The organism is Bacteroidota bacterium (assembly GCA_016713765.1).
GTDB classification, from domain to species: domain Bacteria; phylum Bacteroidota; class Bacteroidia; order AKYH767-A; family 2013-40CM-41-45; genus Pollutiaquabacter; species Pollutiaquabacter aromativorans.
This window is the reverse complement of sequence record JADJON010000003.1, coordinates 651,184-670,458: the sequence shown is the minus strand read 5'-3', so window position 1 is coordinate 670,458 and position 19,275 is coordinate 651,184. Positions and strand designations below refer to the sequence as shown.

The 19,275-nt window shown below is 53.2% G+C and carries 19 protein-coding genes and 1 pseudogene; 17 read left to right on the top strand and 3 right to left on the bottom strand.

All coding sequences use genetic code 11. The features are described 5' to 3' along the window. Nucleotides 1–87: 87 nt before the first annotated feature. On the bottom strand, nt 88–2,130 hold the full coding sequence (locus IPJ96_13710; protein MBK7911371.1) for a thioredoxin domain-containing protein: 2,043 nt from the start codon (nt 2,128–2,130) through the stop codon (nt 88–90). 372 nt (nt 2,131–2,502) lie between these two features. Here IPJ96_13710 and rplU point away from each other — a divergent pair, with 372 nt between their 5' ends. Together rplU and rpmA are read left to right on the top strand one after the other, a co-directional pair. Then, on the top strand, nt 2,503–2,814 hold the full coding sequence (gene rplU / locus IPJ96_13705) for a 50S ribosomal protein L21 (protein ID MBK7911370.1): 312 nt from the start codon (nt 2,503–2,505) through the stop codon (nt 2,812–2,814). 32 nt (nt 2,815–2,846) lie between these two features. Further along, nucleotides 2,847–3,119, top strand: a complete 273-nt coding sequence (gene rpmA / locus IPJ96_13700; GenBank protein ID MBK7911369.1) for a 50S ribosomal protein L27 — start codon at nt 2,847–2,849, stop codon at nt 3,117–3,119. A 447-nt stretch (nt 3,120–3,566) separates the two neighbouring features. On the opposite strand, the gene IPJ96_13695 is transcribed toward rpmA, so the two are convergent. After that, nucleotides 3,567–4,262 carry a DUF1211 domain-containing protein gene (locus IPJ96_13695; GenBank protein ID MBK7911368.1) on the bottom strand — a complete coding sequence of 232 codons (696 nt, stop codon included), beginning with the start codon at nt 4,260–4,262 and terminating at the stop codon, nt 3,567–3,569. Nucleotides 4,263–4,403: 141 nt separating this feature from the next. On the opposite strand from IPJ96_13695, the gene IPJ96_13690 reads away from it, so the two are divergent. From IPJ96_13690 to IPJ96_13660, 7 genes are all read left to right on the top strand, one after another. Continuing rightward, nucleotides 4,404–4,961 (top strand): hypothetical protein, encoded by a 558-nt coding sequence (locus IPJ96_13690; GenBank protein MBK7911367.1) that lies wholly within the window; start codon nt 4,404–4,406, stop codon nt 4,959–4,961. Further along, nucleotides 4,885–5,517 carry a histidine kinase gene (locus tag IPJ96_13685; GenBank protein MBK7911366.1) on the top strand — a complete coding sequence of 211 codons (633 nt, stop codon included), beginning with the start codon at nt 4,885–4,887 and terminating at the stop codon, nt 5,515–5,517. Before IPJ96_13690 ends, IPJ96_13685 begins: the two co-directional genes overlap by 77 nt. Before the next feature lie 29 nt (nt 5,518–5,546). Then, nucleotides 5,547–6,323, top strand: a complete 777-nt coding sequence (locus IPJ96_13680; GenBank protein ID MBK7911365.1) for a response regulator transcription factor — start codon at nt 5,547–5,549, stop codon at nt 6,321–6,323. 341 nt (nt 6,324–6,664) lie between these two features. Continuing rightward, nucleotides 6,665–6,937 (top strand): hypothetical protein, encoded by a 273-nt coding sequence (locus IPJ96_13675; GenBank protein ID MBK7911364.1) that lies wholly within the window; start codon nt 6,665–6,667, stop codon nt 6,935–6,937. A gap of 207 nt (nt 6,938–7,144) precedes the next feature. Then, nucleotides 7,145–7,705, top strand: a complete 561-nt coding sequence (locus tag IPJ96_13670) for a DUF2807 domain-containing protein (protein ID MBK7911363.1) — start codon at nt 7,145–7,147, stop codon at nt 7,703–7,705. A gap of 188 nt (nt 7,706–7,893) precedes the next feature. Beyond that, nucleotides 7,894–8,724, top strand: coding sequence for a T9SS type A sorting domain-containing protein (locus IPJ96_13665; GenBank protein MBK7911362.1), 831 nt, complete (start codon nt 7,894–7,896; stop codon nt 8,722–8,724). A 65-nt stretch (nt 8,725–8,789) separates the two neighbouring features. Next, nucleotides 8,790–9,620, top strand: coding sequence for a T9SS type A sorting domain-containing protein (locus IPJ96_13660; protein MBK7911361.1), 831 nt, complete (start codon nt 8,790–8,792; stop codon nt 9,618–9,620). 60 nt (nt 9,621–9,680) lie between these two features. Here the strand turns inward: IPJ96_13660 and IPJ96_13655 are convergent, their stop codons facing one another. Continuing rightward, nucleotides 9,681–10,346, bottom strand: coding sequence for a DUF2461 domain-containing protein (locus tag IPJ96_13655; protein ID MBK7911360.1), 666 nt, complete (start codon nt 10,344–10,346; stop codon nt 9,681–9,683). A 162-nt stretch (nt 10,347–10,508) separates the two neighbouring features. Between IPJ96_13655 and IPJ96_13650 the strand changes: the two genes are divergently transcribed. From IPJ96_13650 to IPJ96_13615, 8 genes and pseudogenes are all read left to right on the top strand, one after another. Continuing rightward, nucleotides 10,509–12,860, top strand: a complete 2,352-nt coding sequence (locus IPJ96_13650) for a hypothetical protein (protein MBK7911359.1) — start codon at nt 10,509–10,511, stop codon at nt 12,858–12,860. 72 nt (nt 12,861–12,932) lie between these two features. Further along, nucleotides 12,933–14,205: pseudogene (gene serS / locus IPJ96_13645) on the top strand (serine--tRNA ligase). Next, nucleotides 14,205–16,058, top strand: a complete 1,854-nt coding sequence (locus IPJ96_13640; protein MBK7911358.1) for a tetratricopeptide repeat protein — start codon at nt 14,205–14,207, stop codon at nt 16,056–16,058. Before serS ends, IPJ96_13640 begins: the two are co-directional and overlap by 1 nt. Before the next feature lie 8 nt (nt 16,059–16,066). Next, nucleotides 16,067–16,372, top strand: a complete 306-nt coding sequence (locus IPJ96_13635; protein ID MBK7911357.1) for a DUF4286 family protein — start codon at nt 16,067–16,069, stop codon at nt 16,370–16,372. Nucleotides 16,373–16,374: 2 nt separating this feature from the next. Next, nucleotides 16,375–17,160: a ribosomal RNA small subunit methyltransferase A gene (rsmA, locus tag IPJ96_13630; protein ID MBK7911356.1), complete on the top strand. Its 786-nt coding sequence runs from the start codon at nt 16,375–16,377 to the stop codon at nt 17,158–17,160. A gap of 53 nt (nt 17,161–17,213) precedes the next feature. Beyond that, entirely contained in the window at nt 17,214–18,170 is a 957-nt protein-coding gene (locus IPJ96_13625; protein MBK7911355.1) for a hydroxyacid dehydrogenase, read from the top strand. A gap of 102 nt (nt 18,171–18,272) precedes the next feature. Continuing rightward, nucleotides 18,273–18,689, top strand: coding sequence for a hypothetical protein (locus IPJ96_13620; protein ID MBK7911354.1), 417 nt, complete (start codon nt 18,273–18,275; stop codon nt 18,687–18,689). A 3-nt stretch (nt 18,690–18,692) separates the two neighbouring features. Beyond that, entirely contained in the window at nt 18,693–19,271 is a 579-nt protein-coding gene (locus IPJ96_13615; GenBank protein ID MBK7911353.1) for a hypothetical protein, read from the top strand. Nucleotides 19,272–19,275 lie beyond the last annotated feature (4 nt).

Sequence of the window (19,275 nt, the reverse complement as noted above, 5' to 3'; positions counted from 1 at the left end):
CACTTTCCGAGGAGAGCAGGGGAGTTTTAACAGAAGGATGTTCGGAGTTCGGGTCCGGCGGCGAAATGTAATCCAGGGTTCCCGGGTTCAACCCTTGATCTCCGCAAGCGCATCCGCCCAGTTGTCCTTAGGCAAATGACAACTACCGTTTTCACAGACATAATAGAGGGTCTTGGCAGGCAGGTATCGTCCCTGCAACAGGGGCAGGCGTTCCTGACCGGTCCGGGCCCAGGCAAGCAGGAGGTGTGGATGCCAGGCGGAACGTAAATGGTCCAAGGCTCTAGGTTCCGGTTCGCCGGCCAAGACCAGTTCGCGCGACGGGAAGAGCTGTTCGAGCAGCAAGATCGCCCAGTTGGAGAAACCGCTTCCGTACCGGGGCATTTCACCGGTGACCTGAAACAGCATCTGTCTTGCGCGCAGCATCCACGCCTCTTCACCGAAGTAACGACCGAGTGTAAACAACACCCGGGCCATGCAGGAGTTGGAAGCGGGGATCACGTTATCGTGCACCTCTTTCTTGCGCGTGACCAATGGCGGGTCGAGATCGGAAGTATACCAAAGCAACGGACTTTCCGGATCCGAAAAATGTTCCAACGCATACGCAACCGCGTTCCGTCCCGACCAGAGCCACGCTTCGTCGAAGGTGACGCCATACAAGGAGATCATGCCCTGTGCAAAGAAGGCATAGTCGTCGAGGAACCCCGGGTTGGCGGGCTTCTGCCCGTTCTCCAGCAGATGGGGCAAACGACCATCCGCCAGTGCATGTGAACGTAATCGCTCTCCCAACCGAATGGCATTTTCAAGAAACGCCGGGTCGCCGAGCGCCCGATAGGCTTCGCACCAGGCTTCCAGGAGGAGGGCATTCCAGGAAAGCAGGATCTTTTTATCGAGTCCGGGTCGTTCGCGTTTTTCCCGGGAGTGTAGCAGTCCTGCTTTCGCTGTTCGTAGAAACGCGAGCAATGTCTCCTGTGAAAGTTGATGCCGTGCAGCGAAGGAGTCGTCGTGTTCTTTCCGAAGCAGGATGTTGCGATCGAATTCCCAGTGACCTTCGGCACCTACGCGATAATAGTCGAAGAGGAGTGTCACCGGGTCGATACCCGGAGGCAGGTCGAATTGCAGTCGACCGATCACCGTGCGAAGTTCCTCCGGCTCCCAGGTGTAGAATCGTCCTTCCTCGCCTTCCGAATCGGCATCGAGGGCTGCGTAACCTCCACCGTTCGGGTCACTGAGTTCACGTTCGATAAACGCCAGTGATTCGCGTATCACCGTTTCGTAGAGCGGGTTCGGCGAACGCCGATGGGCTTCCGCATAAAGGGTGACCAACTGGGCGTTGTCGTAGAGCATTTTTTCAAAGTGCGGGACTTTCCATTCCGCATCTACGGAATAGCGGGAGAAGCCGCCGCCGATCTGATCGTAGATCCCGCCCATGGCCATCTTCCCGAGGGTCAGGTGTACCTGCGCTTCGGTTTCCGGATCATGGGCGCAGCTGAGGTAACGAAGCAGGAAACTGTAGTTGTTGGGCAAGGGAAATTTCGGTGCACGGTCCGGCCCGCCTTCGCGTGGATCGAAGCGACGCTTCCAGTTCACCATCATTTCGTCGATAGTGGTCATGGAGAATTCCGGATGACCGGCCTTTGTTGCAAACTGCTCCATCTGCCGGAGACCGTTCATGAGCTCATCCGCGTACGTGCGGGCGCGTTCGGGATCGGTGAGGTAAAAATGATGCAGGCGAACCAGCAAATCTTCCCATTGAGGTCGCGGGAAGTACGTGCCGCCGTAGATCGGACGGCCGTCGGGCAGGGTAAAGCAGTTGAGTGGCCAGCCGCCGCCGCCGGTCATGAGTTGCACCGCCGACATGTACACCTGGTCCACATCCGACCGTTCTTCCCGATCGACCTTGATGCAGACGAAATGTTCGTTCATCAGCTTGCCCACTGCTTCCTGCTCGAAGCTTTGTCGTTCCATGACATGGCACCAGTGACAAGACGAATAGCCGATCGAGACCAGAACCAACTTGTTCTCCTTTCGGGCTTTCTCCCAGGCTTCTTCCCCCCAGGGGTACCAGTCGACCGGGTTGTGGGCGTGTTGGAGCAGGTAAGGGCTCGATTCGTGGAGAAGACGGTTGGGCATGGGAAGGAGAGGGACGAGGGACGAGGGACGAGGGACGAGGGACGAGGGACGAGGGACGAGGGACGAGGGACGAGGGACGAGGGACGAGGGACGAGGGACGAGGGACGAGGAGAAGAAAAACCCAACAAATTAGTCAAAATTTAAATAATTCAGCCCAAGTCGCTCTGAATCTCCCCAATCCCAGCTTCTAATTACCAGTTTCTAATTACCAGTTTCTAATTACCAGTTTCTAATTACCAGTTTCTAATTACCAGTTTCTAATTACCAGCCCCTATTTTCTACTCTAATTTTTTTGCCCATTTCTCAACCATTCCGTACATTTGCATCCCTGCATTTCAGGGAAATTCTTGTAAACAGTTAATTATCAATACGATGTACGCTATCGTCAACATTGCCGGCCAGCAGCTCAAGGTTGCCAAGGACCAGAAAGTCGTCGTCAACCGCATGGAAGGCGAAGAAGGCAAAAAGCTGGAGTTCAGCGACGTTCTTCTCGTCGACGACAACGGTAAGGTGAAAGTAGGCGCTCCGGTTCTGAAGGGAGCCAGCGTTTCGGCCAAGATCGTTACGCACAAGCGTGGCGACAAAGTCATCATCTTCAAAAAGAAGCGCCGGAAAGGTTACCAGAAGCAGAGTGGTCACCGTCAGGACCTGACCGTCCTGCAAATCGAAGGCATCAAAGCCTGATTCAATCCTAACAACTAAAGCATCCTCATACCATGGCACATAAAAAAGGCGTAGGTAGTTCCAAGAACGGTCGCGAGTCACACAGTAAACGACTTGGCATCAAGATCTACGGTGGTCAGTCGGCCATTGCCGGCAACATCATCGTGCGTCAGCGTGGTACCAAACACTTCCCGGGCCAGAACGTCGGCATCGGCAAGGACCACACCCTGTTCGCGTTGATCGACGGCACCGTTGTTTTCAAGAAGGGCCAGAAGGACAAGAGCTTTGTCTCTGTTCTCCCGCTGAGCAGCGAAGCCCAGGCTTGATCCTGAACCGAAGACACCCATGAAGAACCCCGCACTAGCGGGGTTTTTTGTTTCTACCATTTTGTCGTTTTGGACTTTTTCCGGTAGACCGACTTGGATGATCTCCTGTCCAATAACTATCCTTCATTTGGAATAATCAGCAGCGCACCGCCTTCTTCCTTCTCACCACCGGTCCCGTGTTCGCTCGGCGCATCAACACCCCTGCATTGTTCAACGCAGGGAGCGCCTCACTCACCCGGGGCTAGCCTGCAACGTTTCGGCTTCGCCTCAAGGGGGACCGTCCTGCTGTAATTCCAAGCCGCTTGCCCGATGAACCCTTTATACGACCCCCTGGGATACTGTGACCCCTACGGGGTCATCGAAATGCAATTCCATTGCGATATATCCCAATGGATAGGATTATGAGACCCCTATGGGGTCATCGTTATATGATCGACTGGCGTTACGTTAATCCGCATGCCTGGGCATTTTCGGCTTTTTCTGATAACCCATCAGTCGCATGAAGGGGTACATGAGGGTGAACCAGAGTGTACCGATTGTTTTCAGCTCTTCATCACCGATCATGTAATACGTGATCGTGCTAAAAGTAAAACAGAGCAGCAGCGAGAGGAGTCCTATTTTTTTATTCTTCAGTTCGCGCAGGTCGTCGGTGATGTCGGATCCGATACGCAGTTGCGGACGGCTGACCAAAACATAGTGGACGAGGACGACCTGAGCCAGCATGCAGGCGACCAGGACGGAGAAATAGATGGTGAACGGGATCAGGGAATCGTGGTAGCCGCTGACTTGCAGGGAGACGCTGAAGGGGAAAAGGCCGACACAGAACAACAGCAGGAGGTTACGGAAGACCAGTCCTTTGTCGTAACTTTTCAGGTGGCCGAACAGCTTGAGGTGCTGGTACCACAACATGCCGATGAACCAGAAACTCACGACGTAAGCCAGCAGGATCGGCAGGAGGTGGTGCATGCCATGCATGAGCTGCTCCGCGGTGCGCGGGCCATCGCTTTCGGGCAATTTGATCTCGATGGCCATGAGCGTGATCACGATCGCGAACACGGCATCGCTGAACAGGATCATGCGCTCGAGCTGGAATTCTTTGCGGATCTCCTCAGTCGGAGATGGCTGGGGATGATGTTCGGACATACGCGAAACGGTTGAAGTAAGGGCAATTTAGGAATTCTCTTTTTACCCTCTATCCGGTCGTAATGCCGTTTCGGTGGGCGAATCCGACGTTTCGGAGTACGGAAGCGACGCCCTCCGGATCATTTGCCTATTTTTAGCTTGATGAAGCAGGAAAATGAAGGCCCCCAACCCGTTCGGGAACGTGTGAATGACTTCTGGCTCAGGGTCGGCGGTATTACCGCGCTCAACATTTTTCTGAACATCTTCTTCTATTTGCACCTTTCGCAGGAGAAGAACATTCCGTTCTGGAAGATATTTCTGCTTAGTACGTTTTTCGTCTTCCTGTCGTGGGAAGTCACCCGCTGGGTTGTCTTGCAGGTACGGAAACGTTTTCCCGGTCTGCAGAACATGCGCACCCGGATCATCCGCCTGACGATCTACGTCACCCTGGCAACCGTAGCGTTGTCGATTTTCAAAGTCTGGTTCCAGGACGCGATCGAGTTTTACGGCGAAATGAATTCGGGCATCTTCGACTACTTCTATGGATTCGGGATGAACATGTTCTACGCGCTGGTGATCACGGGCATTTACGAATCGCTGTACTACTTCCCACCAATGGCAACGACTGCTCGCCGAGACGGAGTTGCTCAAACAGGCCAATCTCCAGAGCCAGTTCGATTCACTGAAGAACCAGGTCAATCCGCACTTTCTTTTCAATAGCCTGAACTCGTTGTCCTCGCTGGTGGAGGAAGACAAGGAACAGGCCGTCAGTTTCATCGCGGAACTGTCGAGCGTCTATCGCTATCTCCTGCAAAGCAACGAGCGGGAGCTCACCACCCTGCAAAGCGAACTGGACTTCATCAAAGCCTATTTCTTCCTGCTCCGCACGCGCTTCCGCCAGGGCGTCGACCTGCTGATCGAGGTTCCCGACGGGATGCGGGAGCGTTTGTTGCCGCCGCTTACCCTGCAGATGCTGGTCGAGAACGCGGTTAAGCACAATGTCATCTCCGTTTCACGTCCCTTGCTTGTTCGCATCACCGCCACCTCCGACGGTTGGTTGCACGTGGTCAATAACCTTCAGCGCAAGATCCAACAGGTTCCCGGCAGCGGCCTCGGTCTTGTCAACATCACCGAAAAGTTCCGCTTGCTGAAACAACCGCAGCCACAGATCAACGAGACGGCAACAGAATTCCGTGTGAGCATTCCGCTCATGGACAGCCGGATGCCGTATCGTCCCTTCGCCGGTAGTGCCGAGAATGTCAGCCTTGCTTCCTGAAGTAGCCTTCCCTGCCCATGAAAGAATCACTGAATCTCCTGATCGTCGAAGACGAAGAATTGGCTGCCCGAAAGCTGAACAAGATGGTCTTGGAGCTGGAGCCGAACATGTGCTGCCTGGCCATCACGGACAGTATTGCCGGTACGGTATCCTGGCTCAAGGAAAACGGATTACCCGACCTGATCCTGATGGACATCGAACTGGCCGATGGACAAAGCTTCGAGATCTTTTCCCGGGTCGATGTCCGTTGCCCGGTCATCTTCACAACTGCGTATGACGAATTTGCGCTGAAGGCGTTTAAGGTGAACAGTGTCGATTACCTGTTGAAACCGGTGAAGCCGGAAGAGTTGCGAACGGCCCTGGAAAAATTCCGCTCGCTTCGCCAAAGTCAGATCTCGGAAGGCGCGACCCAGCAGAATATCGGCAAGCTGATCGAAACCCTGGTCGCGCAACAGCAAGGAACGCAATACCGCGAACGCTTTCTCGTACGATCCGGTCAGCGCCTCATGCCCGTCAGTTCAGACGCGATCGCCTACTTCTTTACAGAGGACAAACTGGTCTTTCTGCGCACCTGCGATAACAGAAAGTTCGTCCTGGATTATACCCTCGACGAACTCGAACACCAGTTAGACCCGCGCAGGTTTTTCCGGGCAAACCGACAGTTCATTCTGAACAGTTACTGTATCGAAGAAGTCCACACCTGGTTCAATGGAAAACTGAAAGTCAACGTGCGACCCAAGACCGAAGAAGAAGTGATCGTCTCCCGGGAAAAGGCAGGGGATTTCAAGGCGTGGATGGGGGAGTGAAGGAGGGGTGCGGGTTCCTGCCTTCGCTAAAGCTTCGGCAGGCAGGCAGGTTTCGGGTTCACTGAAACGCCGAAAATTACGTAATTACCCCGTTAAACTCTTCGCACCTCGCCCCTCGTCCCACGCCCCTCGTCCCACGTCCCTCGCCCCACGTCCCTCGCCCCACGTCCCTCGCCCCACGTCCCTCGCCCCACGTCCCTCGTCCCACGTCCCTCGCCCCACGTCCCTCGCCCCACGTCCCTCGCCCCTCGCCCCTCGTCCCTCCTTTCAACACGCTTCGGTGCGGAAGATTAACGTTTCGGTAAGATTTCGGATATTTAAATTGACTTAATTCGCCATCATTGAAGAAATTTTCAGCCATGACCTTCAAGAACCTGCTCACCATCGTTGTTGGTGGAATGTTGATCCTGATGCTTGGGATCGGATTGGGAATGCACTTATATGCGAAATCCTTAGAGCGCGAAACCGAGCAAATGGCCCGTTGCCAGGAGCCTTCCGGACTTTGTGATAATGACGAGCCTGCCTGCAAGGACGCGGCGAGTCAGATGACGGATAAAGCCCTCCCTGCACTCTTGCGTTGTTTGCCGGGAGCTGATAAGCTGATGCCGCATTGATCCGCCACGCAAGCTGCTATTCTTAAGCAAACGTTATCGTTTGCTTTTTTTATTTCCACCCATTCTTCGATTCGCGAAAATTTAAAGGTTCGAATCGCATGTCTTCGTTTCAACCAGCATTTCTGTCGCTTCGGTCATTTCTTCCGGTCTGACCGCAATTGTCGGGTGCATCTTTGCTCCCGCAACACCCCCTCAAACCGTTACGTCATGAAAACAATGTTCACCCTCCTCGCCGCACTTGTCCTCCAAGTCAGTGCTGCATTTGCCGGCACCAGGCAGCCGGTCACTGAAACCTTACAGTCTGATCCTTATCACGCGATCGTGATCAAGGGAGACCTGGAAGTCGTGCTTGTACCCTCCGAGAATTTCGAAGTAGCGGTACAGGGCACCGCGTATCAGGTACGGAATGTCTCGGTTTACCGAAATAATGACACGCTCTACATCACGGAAGTGAATAAGAACGGACGACGTAAATCTCCTGCCCGCGTGGAGATTCGTGTAAAAGACCTGGCTTTGCTGGATGTCACAGGGAATACGTCCGTCTATGCCAGCGGCCACATCAATACCGATATCCTGAGCATTCGTGCGAACGAAGGCGCGACGGTCAACCTGGATGTTCGTGCGCTGCAGGTTAAAACCCGTGTATTCGGATGCAGCAAGATCCGCCTCACCGGAACCACGGGCGACCTTACCTGTTCCGCCAGCGAATGCAAGCTGCTCGATATTTCAGGCCTGGATGTCGTTTTGCGTCAAGCCCGCGTACTGTAATCCCTCCCCGGAAACCCTGATAATTTGTTTTTTCTCAAGTGTGGGGCTCCGCGCCGTAAGGTGCGGGGCTTTTTTTTATTCTTCCGGTAATCACGCGACCTATCTTTCTGTTGCGGTCGAGGCGGTACTCTCCCGACCGCAGGCCCTATGAAGTGAAAACTACGCTGCGGTTACCTTTCATACTAATCGTGCTCCTGACAGCAATCGGACCCCGATCCGCTCATGCACAAAATCCGGTACCGAATCCCGGATTTGAAGAATGGAACGGCGGCACACCAGCTGGCTGGTCGGTGAACAACAATGGCCCTGTGCTACCCCTTACCCGGACCATTGATGCCCACGGGGGTAGTTATGCGGTACGCGGAGAAGTGGTAGCCGGCACCACCAGTGTCGCGGTGCCGCCACTCTTACAATCTCAAACCAACGGCGTAGGATTTCCATTGGACGAACCGATCACGGCCGTGCAATGCTGGTACAAGTGCCAGTTGTTTTCCAGTGATGTGTTCAATGCAAACGTCTATGTGTACGACGCCGGTCACGCGCTGGTAGGCGGAGGATCGGTCATGATCACCCAGTCGTGCGCGGATTTCACCTTGTTGAATATTCCGGTTACCGTGTTCGGGAGTGGAGCGGCCTTTGCGATGGTTGCGATGACCATCGTGGACGGCAGCGGAACTGTCCCGGCCCATTTGCAATCATCGTTTGTCGTTGATGACCTGCAGGCACTTTCGGTAGCGAGTGGAACGAAAAATCTCGCGTCAGAACAGGCTGTGTTGACCGTATTTCCGAATCCGGCACGGGAAGTTGTTCGGATCCTGCTGCCACCGGCTGGTCGGAACAGTGCGCAAAGCACTTCCGATCTCCTCGTGCTGGACCAGGAGGGGCGGGAAGTGTTCCGTCAACAGGTACGTCAGGAACGGGATGTTGCCGAAATCCGCCTGGATATCCTCGGATGGCAGCCCGGGACATATACCCTTGTCCTGAATGACACGCCGAAACAACGATTCGTTGTCCGGTAATTAATATCCGAGGTCATTGGTTTCATGCGGCAGGCTTGGTAATTTTACGTACCAATTCTACCATCATGAAAAAAATCCTTACGCTGCTTGCAGCCGGTCTCTTCTCGGGCGGTTTGTTCGCTCAAATCCCCAATGCCGGCTTCGAAACCTGGACGAGTGGCAACCCGGATAGTTGGTTGTCCAACAATGTGCCGGGGACCTATACTCCGGTAACCCAATCTGCGGATGTTCATTCCGGCACGTCCGCGGCGCGCGGAGAAATCGTTGATTTCTTCGGCAGTGTCGTTCCTCCTTTGCTGTACGTTGCCAACGGAGGCGGCGGATTCCCGGTCACGCAGGATTACACCAGCCTGATCGGCTGGTACAAAGGCAATGTGTTGAATAACGACATCATTCAGATCACGATCGCGGCCTACGATGCATCCAACAACCCGGTCGGTGGTGGTAGCGATTACTTTGGCAACAGTGCCGGATACACCGCTTTCACTGTTCCGATCTTTACCAACGGTACGCCGACGGCCTCTTATCAAATCTTCTTCTCCATTGCGGATACCTCCGGAGCCGGTGATGGCACGGTCGGTTCTTATTTTATCGTAGATGATTTGGAACTTACCACATCCACTGACATCCAGGATCGGGCTTCGGCTGATCAATTGAAAGTGTTCCCGAATCCGGCCAGCAGCTATTTGTTCTATGTGCCATCCGGCAATATGCGCGGCCAGATCCATGCACAACTTCTCGACCTGCAGGGTAAATCGGTGTTTGCGGAAAATTTCGAAGCGGCCGTGAATCAACAAGCTCGCAAAATAGACCTCAACGGTATTGCTCCAGGCTTTTACCTGCTGCGCCTTGTCTCCGGCGAGGCCAACGAAGTCGTAAAAGTCGTAGTGAAATAAGCGTTGCACGTTTGAACGTTTGAACGTTGTAACGTTCAAACGTTCAACCTTCAACTCACGTCAATCCAAAGCCGTCTTCAGGAAATCCATCAACGGCTTCATTTCCTTGCCAAGCGTTGTCAGTGTTTTGATCGACTTCGGCCCAAGGATGTCTTTATCGGAAACGTTTTTCCAAACAATAAAGCTGTTCAGTTTAAGAAGTTCAATATCCGGATGATCTTTCGGGTAGCCTTTAGGCGCGGTCTTTAAGGCATGCTCGCGACTTAACCCGCCAAAGGCTTTTTTGAACGAAGGTTTGGTGAGGACTTTCTTCAGGTCTTTACCATTATAATCGATTTCCTGCCGGATCTTTTTGACTTCATCGGCAGGCGGCATCCAAATGCCGCCTGCGATAAAGCTTCCGCCGGGCTCCAGGTGCACATAATAACCTGGTCCCATCGATTTCTTTCCACCCGCGTTGATGGAAGCCCCCAGGTTGGTCTTGTAGGGCGTCTTGTCTTTGGAGAAACGCGTGTCCCGGTAGATCCGGAACAGACAGTCCTTCGCTTCCAGTCCGCGCAGGCTCGAATCAAAGGTGCTGAACGCGACAACCAACTCCTGGATGAACCCGAGTACGTTGTCCTTCGCGTTTTCGTATTCGGATTTGTGGTCGTTGAACCAGTCGCGATTGTTGTTCTTCTTCAATGCCTTCAGGAAGGCGAACGTCTTGGGTTGAATGGTTGTCATGGGTAGTCGGGTTGGACGAAAATCTATCGGATCGCAATACCGTCAGAGCCGTGATGGTCAAGTTACTATTTGCGGTATAATTTCCAACTGCCGTTAACGGGTGGTAAGCTGCCACGACTTATTTTCGCTCATGGCACCATCCTTGCCAATTCTGCCGCTCCTATGAAACGTATCCTTTTTCTGCTCTTGCTCCTGGTGTCCAACCAGGCCTGGTCGCAATCCGCCTTGCTGTTCAACGAGACCCGGCGGGAAGCCTATCTGTTCCGGTCGAACAGCAGTTCGTCGATCGGACAGGTCATCAATAAATTGGCACAGGCACAGGGCCGACCGGCAACCAGTGTCGACTTCACCCTGGAGACGGAACAGCAACTGCGGGTATCGCGGGAGAATCCAAGGAAGATCAACCTCACTGCCGACATCCGGGATTTGCGCCTTCGCGGTCAGTTCCTGGTGCAGGGGTTCAATGTTGAGCAATACCTGATGCCGTCCTCGGCTGATCTTTCCCTCTTGTTTACGACGCTGGACGGATTGAGTCAGGTGCCCATGAAATTTGAAACCAACCGCGCGATCGACGATCGAACTGTTGAGCGAGCCACTGTGAACCTGAACGACAGCATCAGCAAACGGGTCAAACTGGAGCTGGTACAAGTTCGTTTCAACTACGATGCGAGCGCGCTGCAGCAGCTCGACGAATACCTGGATGCCATTCGGGAGTATTACGCTGCGGATGCCGTACTGAACAGGGCCATGAGCCGTCTGTCAACGGTGAACCCCGGTGACATGGAAGCCCTCGATTTCCACAACGCCACGCTGACCGAAGCGGAAGGCTTGTTGCAAGGACTTGCCGACAAAGGGCTCGACGACCGTTTGCCACTCCACACGTTTGATCCCATACAATTCGAGCGCCGTCTGAGTCAGTTGCAGCAGGATGCCGCCCAGCGACGAGTCGCCATCAATCAGGCGCGTGCAACGCTCCATTTGTTCTATTACAATGCCGGTCTGCGCCTATTGGATCAGCATCGTCCTTTACAGGCACGGGAAGCTTTCCGTCGGTCTCTGGTCGCGCTTCCGGTTTTTGCTCCGGCTGCCTATCAACTGGCCGTACTGGATTTCGAAGATGGCAGGATACATGAATCAGAATGTCGCATCCGCGAGATCCTGGAAAACATGGATCCCGACCCGGACACCCGGAGATCCTCCGAGCAACTGGCTGCCGGTATTTACCAGGGTTATCTGCAACAGGCTTTTGGACAATTGGCTGCTTCCCGTTGGGAAGATGCGCTGGATCCGTTGATGAAAGCACGCAACCTCTGTCAGGACCTGAACGGACTGCGCTGCGACAACCGGCTGGATTCAGCTTTTCGCCAGGCTCGAGGTGGTGTGTATCGCTCGATGCTGGATCAGGCGCGTCGCGATTACCAGACCGGTGACCTCGATGGCGCGGAACGTGGGATTCGTGCTGCCATTAACTATCAGGACCGGCATGCAAAGTACATTCCCAGTGCAGTCGACGCGAAGGAGATGCTGAACGGGGTATACCGGATGCGTTTCGATCGTATGCTGAATGACGCGCGCGCGCAGATTACCCAGAACAAGTATAGCGCTGCGGTCGCCAAACTGGACGAAGCAAGTCGCATCCAACAGCAATACGGTTTCCCTTTGCCGGATCAGTACATGGAATTGCGGAGAAGCGCGGCAAAGCCCTTGGTGTTGCAGGCACTTTCGAATGGTAACGTACAAGCCGCCGCCAATAACCTCTCCGGTGCACGCGTAACCCTGCGGGAGGCGCAGGCCCTGCAATTGCAGAACGGTTTGGACATCGACGCGGATGTCAACGCCACCCTGGATCAGTTACGTAAACGGATTTTCTCCAAGGAATGTGAAAATGCACAGCGCAGCATGGATTCCCTGGCAAGTGCCAGCCGACAATCGATGGAGCTTGGAGATTACATCCTCGCCGACGAGCAGATGGAGCGGGCCATCCGACTGGCGGCCGACAACAAAGATTGCGCGTTGAACGATCAGGCCTTCAAGGCGGTCCGGGATAGTATTCGACCGGTGGTCGTCTTCGGTCGCGAATTGCGCAACGTCAACGCCTTGCAAAGCAATGGACGGTATGCGGAGGCAACCGAAGCTTATCTGAAACTCGATCGGGAGACTGACAGGGCTATGCTGTCGCGCTACAAGGTGGAACTTCCCGCGTTTCTGATTTTCGTCCAACAGTATGGCAGCGAAGGCTGGTTGATACACCTGATCGATCATTTCGTCAACCAGCAGGATCCGAACTCAGCGCTGACGGCCGCCCGGGAATTGTTGACCCGTCATGTACCTCCTGCCAATTTCAGGCAACCACTGATCCGGCTGGGACGTGCACTGGCTTTTCAAGACCGGCAGCGGGGCGTCAGTGGTGATTGGAAGCAGGCGGTATTGCAGCACTCCAAGGCGGATAAGCGTCTGAAAGCGCTCGAAAAGGGATATAAAGACGGCTGGAAAAAGTCGACTCCGGGTCGATAAAAGGGGATAAAACAGGCGGAAATCCACCTTTTACAGGCTTCAATTGCTTACTTTTGAGGTTTCCGTATTCTCATGTTATCGCTACCCTTGCTCCGGGACAAGCCGGAATTCATAGTCGAACGACTGGCCGTTAAGCACTTTGATGCGAAAGGCGTCGTTGATCGTATTCTTCAGCTCGACGAAGACCGCCGAAAGGTTCAAGCCGAACTTGATCAACTGCTGAATCAGCAAAATACCATTGCCCGTCAGGTCGGCGAATTGTACAAGACCGGCAAAAAGGCTGAGGCTGACGATCTGAAGAACAAGAGCGCTGCGTTGAAAGCGACGAGCGCGGAACTGGATCGTCGTCTCGGTGAGTTGGAATCCGCTTTACAAGACGAGTTGGTCAAGCTGCCGAATCTGCCGTCCGAGAAGGTTCCGAAGGGACGTACGCCGGAAGACAATGAAGTAGTCCACCAGGAAGGGGAGATTCCGGTATTGCCCGCGGGAGCAAAACCGCATTGGGAACTTGCAGCTCAATACGACATCATCGATTTTGAATTGGGCGTAAAGTTGACGGGAGCGGGATTTCCCGTTTATAAAGGGAAAGGCGCACGCATGCAACGCGCTCTGATCAACTATTTCCTCGACAAGGCAACGGAAGCGGGTTATAAAGAAATGCAGCCGCCGATCCTTGTCAACAAGGATTCCGGATTCGGCACCGGACAGTTGCCCGACAAGGATGCGCAGATGTATCATGTCGGACTTGACGAATTCTATCTCATCCCGACCGCGGGAAGTGCCGGTCACGAATATCTACCGGGATGTGATCGTAAAGACGGAAGAGTTGCCGATCCGCATGTGCGCATACACGCCCTGCTTCCGCAGGGAGGCGGGCAGCTATGGAAAAGACGTGCGCGGACTGAATCGTTTACATCAGTTCGATAAGGTCGAGATCGTGCAGATCGAGCACCCGGATCGTTCTTATGAAACACTGGACGGTATGGTGAAGCACGTGACCGGTTTGTTGCGTGCCCTGCAGTTGCCGTTTCGCATCCTGCGGCTTTGTGGAGGCGATATGAGTTTTGCTTCCGCTTTGACCTACGACTTTGAAGTCTATTCGGCAGCTCAACAAAAATGGCTGGAAGTGAGCAGTGTTTCCAACTTCGAGACCTTCCAGGCTAACCGAATGAAGCTGCGATTCCGCAGCGGATCGGACAAGCCCCAGATCGCCCATACGCTCAACGGCAGCGCCCTGGCCTTGCCGCGCATCCTCGCTGCCTTGCTGGAAAATAACCAGACCCCGGACGGCGTTGTCATACCGGACGCGCTCCGGGCCTATACCGGCTTCGACCGAATCAATTGATGACCCCTCACTTCCGCCAACGACTGTTACGCTCGCTCGCTTGCCTGACTTTGCTGGCGGTATTTTTCGTCGGTGGAACAAGTACTGTCACGGCCCAGCAGAATACGGACCGGCAATTGGCGGAGCAGTACCTGAACAGTTCGGAGTTCGAGAAAGCTGCCGAGTTGTATGACCGGTTATTCGACAAAGACCCTTTTCTCACGTACGGCGGATATCTGCGCGCCCTTCTGGCATTGAAGCGTTTCGAGGACGCGGAAAAGCTCGTCAAAAAGATGACGCGCAAGTCACCGGAGAATCCCCAGTATCTGGTCGATCTCGGGTTTGTGTATGAGGCGGCGGGTTCCGGAGACAAAGCAAAGGGTCAGTACGATAAAGCCATTCGCTCTCTTAAACCCGATCAGGGGTATGTCATGATGATGGGCAGCGCGTTCACCCAGCGACAGCAATGGGATTATGCGCTTCAAGTCTACCAGTACGGACAAAAGAGTCTGCGCGAGCAGTATGGTTTCTTCTTTGAGTCCGCGGAGGTGTTCTTTCAAAAAGGAGATGCCCAGGGGATGATCGATCAGTACCTGGATGCGGTTGCGGACAATCCGCAGATGCAACAGAATATTCTCAATATCCTGCAGGCCAGGGTGGGTTACGATCCCGAGAACGGACGAGCGGACGTCTTGCGGCAGTCGCTGCTGCGTCGTATTCAGAAAAATCCCGATCAGCCGGTCTATGCGGAAATGCTGATCTGGCTGTTCATTCAGCAGAAGGATTTCAGCTCCGCCTTCATCCAGGCAAAAGCGTTGGACAAGCGATTGAGAGAAGACGGAACGCGGGTGATCACCCTTGGAAATCTCGCGATGGCCAATCAGCAGTACGACGCGGCCATTCAATGCTACGAATACGTTGTGAGCAAAGGCCCGGATAATGGCCAGTACCTCCCGGCGCGCATGGAGCTCCTCCAGGCGCGGAACAGGAAGCTGACCAGCGGTAATACCTATACCCGTGCGGAGCTGGTTCAGTTGGAGTCCGATTATCTGTCGACCCTGAATGAACTTGGGCGGACGGGTCGTACAGCGCAGCTCGTGCGGGGACTCGCGCACCTGCGGGCGTTTTACCTTGACCAACCGGATTCAGCGGCATCCGACCTTGAAGCGGCGATCGATCTGCCGGGGATCTCGCGCCAGAGCCAGGCGGAATGCAAGTTGGAGTTGGGTGACATCTTGCTTTTCATCGGCAACGTGTGGGATTCCGACCTGCTGTATGCGCAGGTGGATAAGGATTTCAAGAACGATCCGCTCGGACAGGAAGCCAAGTTCCGCAGCGCGCGCCTGGACTATTTCCGGGGCGATTTCCTCTGGGCGCAGTCTCAACTCGATGTGCTGCAGTCGGCTACGTCGCAACTTATCGCCAACGATGCACTGGCCCTTTCGTTGCTGATCAGCGACAACATCGGCCTCGATTCAACGTACGATGCGCTGAACCTGTACGCGCGCGCCGACTTGCTGGAATACCGCAATAAGCAGAACGACGCCATGGCCGTTCTCGATTCGCTCTTGAAGGAATATCCCGATCATTCACTGGTCGATGAGGCATGGTTCAAGATGGCGGAGATCGAAGACCAACGCAGGAACTGGAGTGCGGAGGATTCGCTCTATAAGGAGATCCTTCAGCGATTTCCGGAAAGCGTGTTGGCCGATGATGCCCTTTACCGCCGGGCCGAATTGTATGAGAACAAACTGAAGGACACCACCAAAGCCATGGAGCTCTACCAGGAACTGCTCACGAACTACCCGGGCAGTTTGTTCGCGGCGGATGCCCGCAAGCGTTACCGTGCCCTGCGTGGCGACCTGGTCAATTGAACGAAGCGATGATCATTTACAATGTGACTGTCAATATCGACGATAGTGTGCACGATGAATGGCTGCACTGGATGCGGTCCGTTCATATTCCGGACGTACTGGCCACCGGACTGTTTTCCGGAAACCGGATGTTGCGTGTGATGAGTCAGGAGGAAAGCGGCGGTACTACCTATTCGATTCAATATTCCTGCGCGAGCATGGAGGACTTCCAGCGGTATGAACGCGAGTTCGCGGAGAAGTTGCGGGCTGATGCCTTGCGCCGCTACCCGAATAAATTTGTCGCTTTCCGGACACTTCTCGAAGTGATCGACTGAACATGAGTCAGCCCGTTCGCGCGAAAAAACACCTGGGCCAGCACTTCCTGATCGACGAGGATGCGGCAGGACGGATCGTTGACGCGCTGGACGCGAATGGTTATCGTGATGTTGTCGAGATCGGCCCGGGAACGGGTGTCTTAAGCAAATACCTTTTGAAGCGGGAGGACCTTCGGACGATCCTCCTGGATATTGATACGGAGTCCATCTCCTTCTTGCGCAAGCATTACCCCGCACACTCGGAACAGATTGTCGAGGCGGATTATCTGCAATGGGATCCCGCTACGATATTCTCCGGGCAGTTCGCCGTGATCGGCAATTTTCCGTACAACATCTCGACACAGATCCTGTTTCGCGTACTCGAATTTCGTGATCGCGTTCCGCAAGTGGTCGGCATGTTCCAGGAGGAAGTGGCGGTACGGATCGCGTCGCGTCCTGGTAACCGGGATTACGGCATTCTCAGCGTGCTGATGCAGGCCTGGTACGATGTGCAGTTGTTGTTGTCACTGCCGCAGGAAGCGTTCCAGCCGCCACCGAAGGTGCGTTCCGCGGTGATCGTGTGTAAGCGGAAGGATGCCGAGGTGCCGTCTTGCGACGAAGTACTCTTCAAGCGGGTCATCAAAGCGGCGTTCAATCAACGACGCAAGACACTTCGCAATGCCTTGTCATCGCTGGTGCCCAAAGAGCAAATGGCCGGGTTACCCTATTTGGAACTGCGGGCAGAAGCCCTGAGCTGGCAGCAGTTTGAAATCCTCACGAATGCCGTGGCACAGCTTCCCGGTAACTGATCGCGCCGGTACATATGCCGGATTATTCCGAACTTGGCGGTAAGCTATCCGATATGCGGGTTCTTTTCATCGATACGGTTCATCCTGCACTCCGGCAAGGCCTGGAGCGGGCGGGATTCGTCTGCGTGGAAGCCAGTGGCTGGAGCAGAGAAGAGCTGTTGCGGCAATGTGGTGATGCGGTCGGCATGGTGATCCGTAGCCGGATCCGCATCGACCGGGAGCTGTTGGATGCTGCGGTCGCGCTCAAGTTCATTGCCCGTGCCGGCGCGGGCATGGAAAGCATCGACGTGCCGTATGCGGAAGCGAAAGGTGTGCGCTGCCTGAATTCGCCGGAAGGCAATCGGGATGCCGTTGGTGAACACGCGTTGGGCATGTTGTTGATGCTGCTGAACAATCTGGGCCGGGCCGATCGGCAGGTACGATCCGGTGAATGGCAACGCGAAGCCAACCGCGGTACGGAGCTGGGCGGTAAAACCGTGGGCTTGATCGGATACGGGAACATGGGTGGAGCGTTTGCCCGCAAGCTGGTCGGTTTCGATTGCGAGGTACTGGCCTACGACAAGTACCGCAAGAACTACAGCGATCCGTATGCGAAGGAGTCCGACCTGTTCGAGTTATACGAAAGCTGCGACATCGTGAGCCTGCATGTTCCGCTGGCGCCGGATACCGAATACATGGTGAATGCCGGGTTCCTGGACCGTTTCCGGAAGTCCATCGTCCTGATCAATACTGCCCGGGGGAAATGCGTCCGAACCGACGACCTGGTTGCCGCGATGAAAGCAGGCAAAGTCACCGGCGCTTGTCTCGACGTGCTGGAATACGAAGACCTCAGCTTTGAAAAATTCGATCCCAGGACAGCGGGATTCCTCGATTCAGACACCTGGAAATACCTGGCCGGCTCCGACCGGGTCGTCTTGTCGCCGCACATTGCGGGTTGGAGTTTTGAATCGCACGAAAGGATATGTAAATGTTTGATTATCAAAATATTAGATATAATGAATGTTTCCTAATCAATATTATTAATTAGTGATGAAGCGTATATAGTTAATATTGTTAAAATCTTAACGAAATAAGTATCTATTGTGTAACTTTATAAGAATTTGATTCATTTTATGAGTTTTTTAATTGAAAAAGCAAAAGCTAACTTAAACGCTGCCAATTCGTTAAGATTTGACCCCCCAAGTCATTGCTCTTCTATTCATTGTTCATATTACAGTTGTTTACAGTTACTAATACACATAGTTAAAGTAATAGTCGGTAAGTCTGATTCTGAAATGTGGCGAGAAATACGAAGTAGGGAAATGAAAGGAGGAACTCATGCTTATTATAAAAAGATTGCAATTGAGAGAATATCAATAGATAGAAGAGAAATAATAAGTGATGTAAACAGAATTTCAGAATTACAATCTCTCAGGAATCAAGCTGACTATGAAAATCTTGAGATTACTATTGAGAAGAGTAGCAATGCATATTCTATAGCTAAAGATGTGCATAGGATTCTTTTAAATTACATTCTAACAACCTCCTAGAAAATGGAACCGATAGAGTATATTAATGATTGGATAATTGAAAACGTTGATAAGACTCAGCTAGAAGAGGTGGCCTATTTCTTTGACGAAGGTTCTTATGTTCATTTTTTGATTGTAAAACCATCGTTTCAGATTCTTGATGAAACTACTAGGGATATTCTAAATGATCTGGTAATTAAGTTCGAGAGTGATTTTGATAACCACTCGATTTGTGTAATAGATAAGAATTCCCCTGTGTTTTCTACTAATTCTAGAAAACTATGGAAATCGCATAGCTCGGAAATTCAGCTCTATTGGGGTAATTACTTTCCAATATTAATACCAGGTGATAAAGATTGGATACCATATGATAATCCAAGCTGGTATCATTTGCCTGGTTATGAATTTGCTTTTCCAAAGAAGACAGACAATCAGATTCAATTTAAGGTGTTAGAGTGTAGCAACTTCTTATTGTCTCATACAATGGGGAGTTTATCATTCAACGAATTCACTTTCAATTGGCTCAACATTGGCATGAAGTCGAATGTTGACATTGGAAGTGTGGAGGATATTACTGACGAAAATTATGCTCTAGCAGCATGAAAAA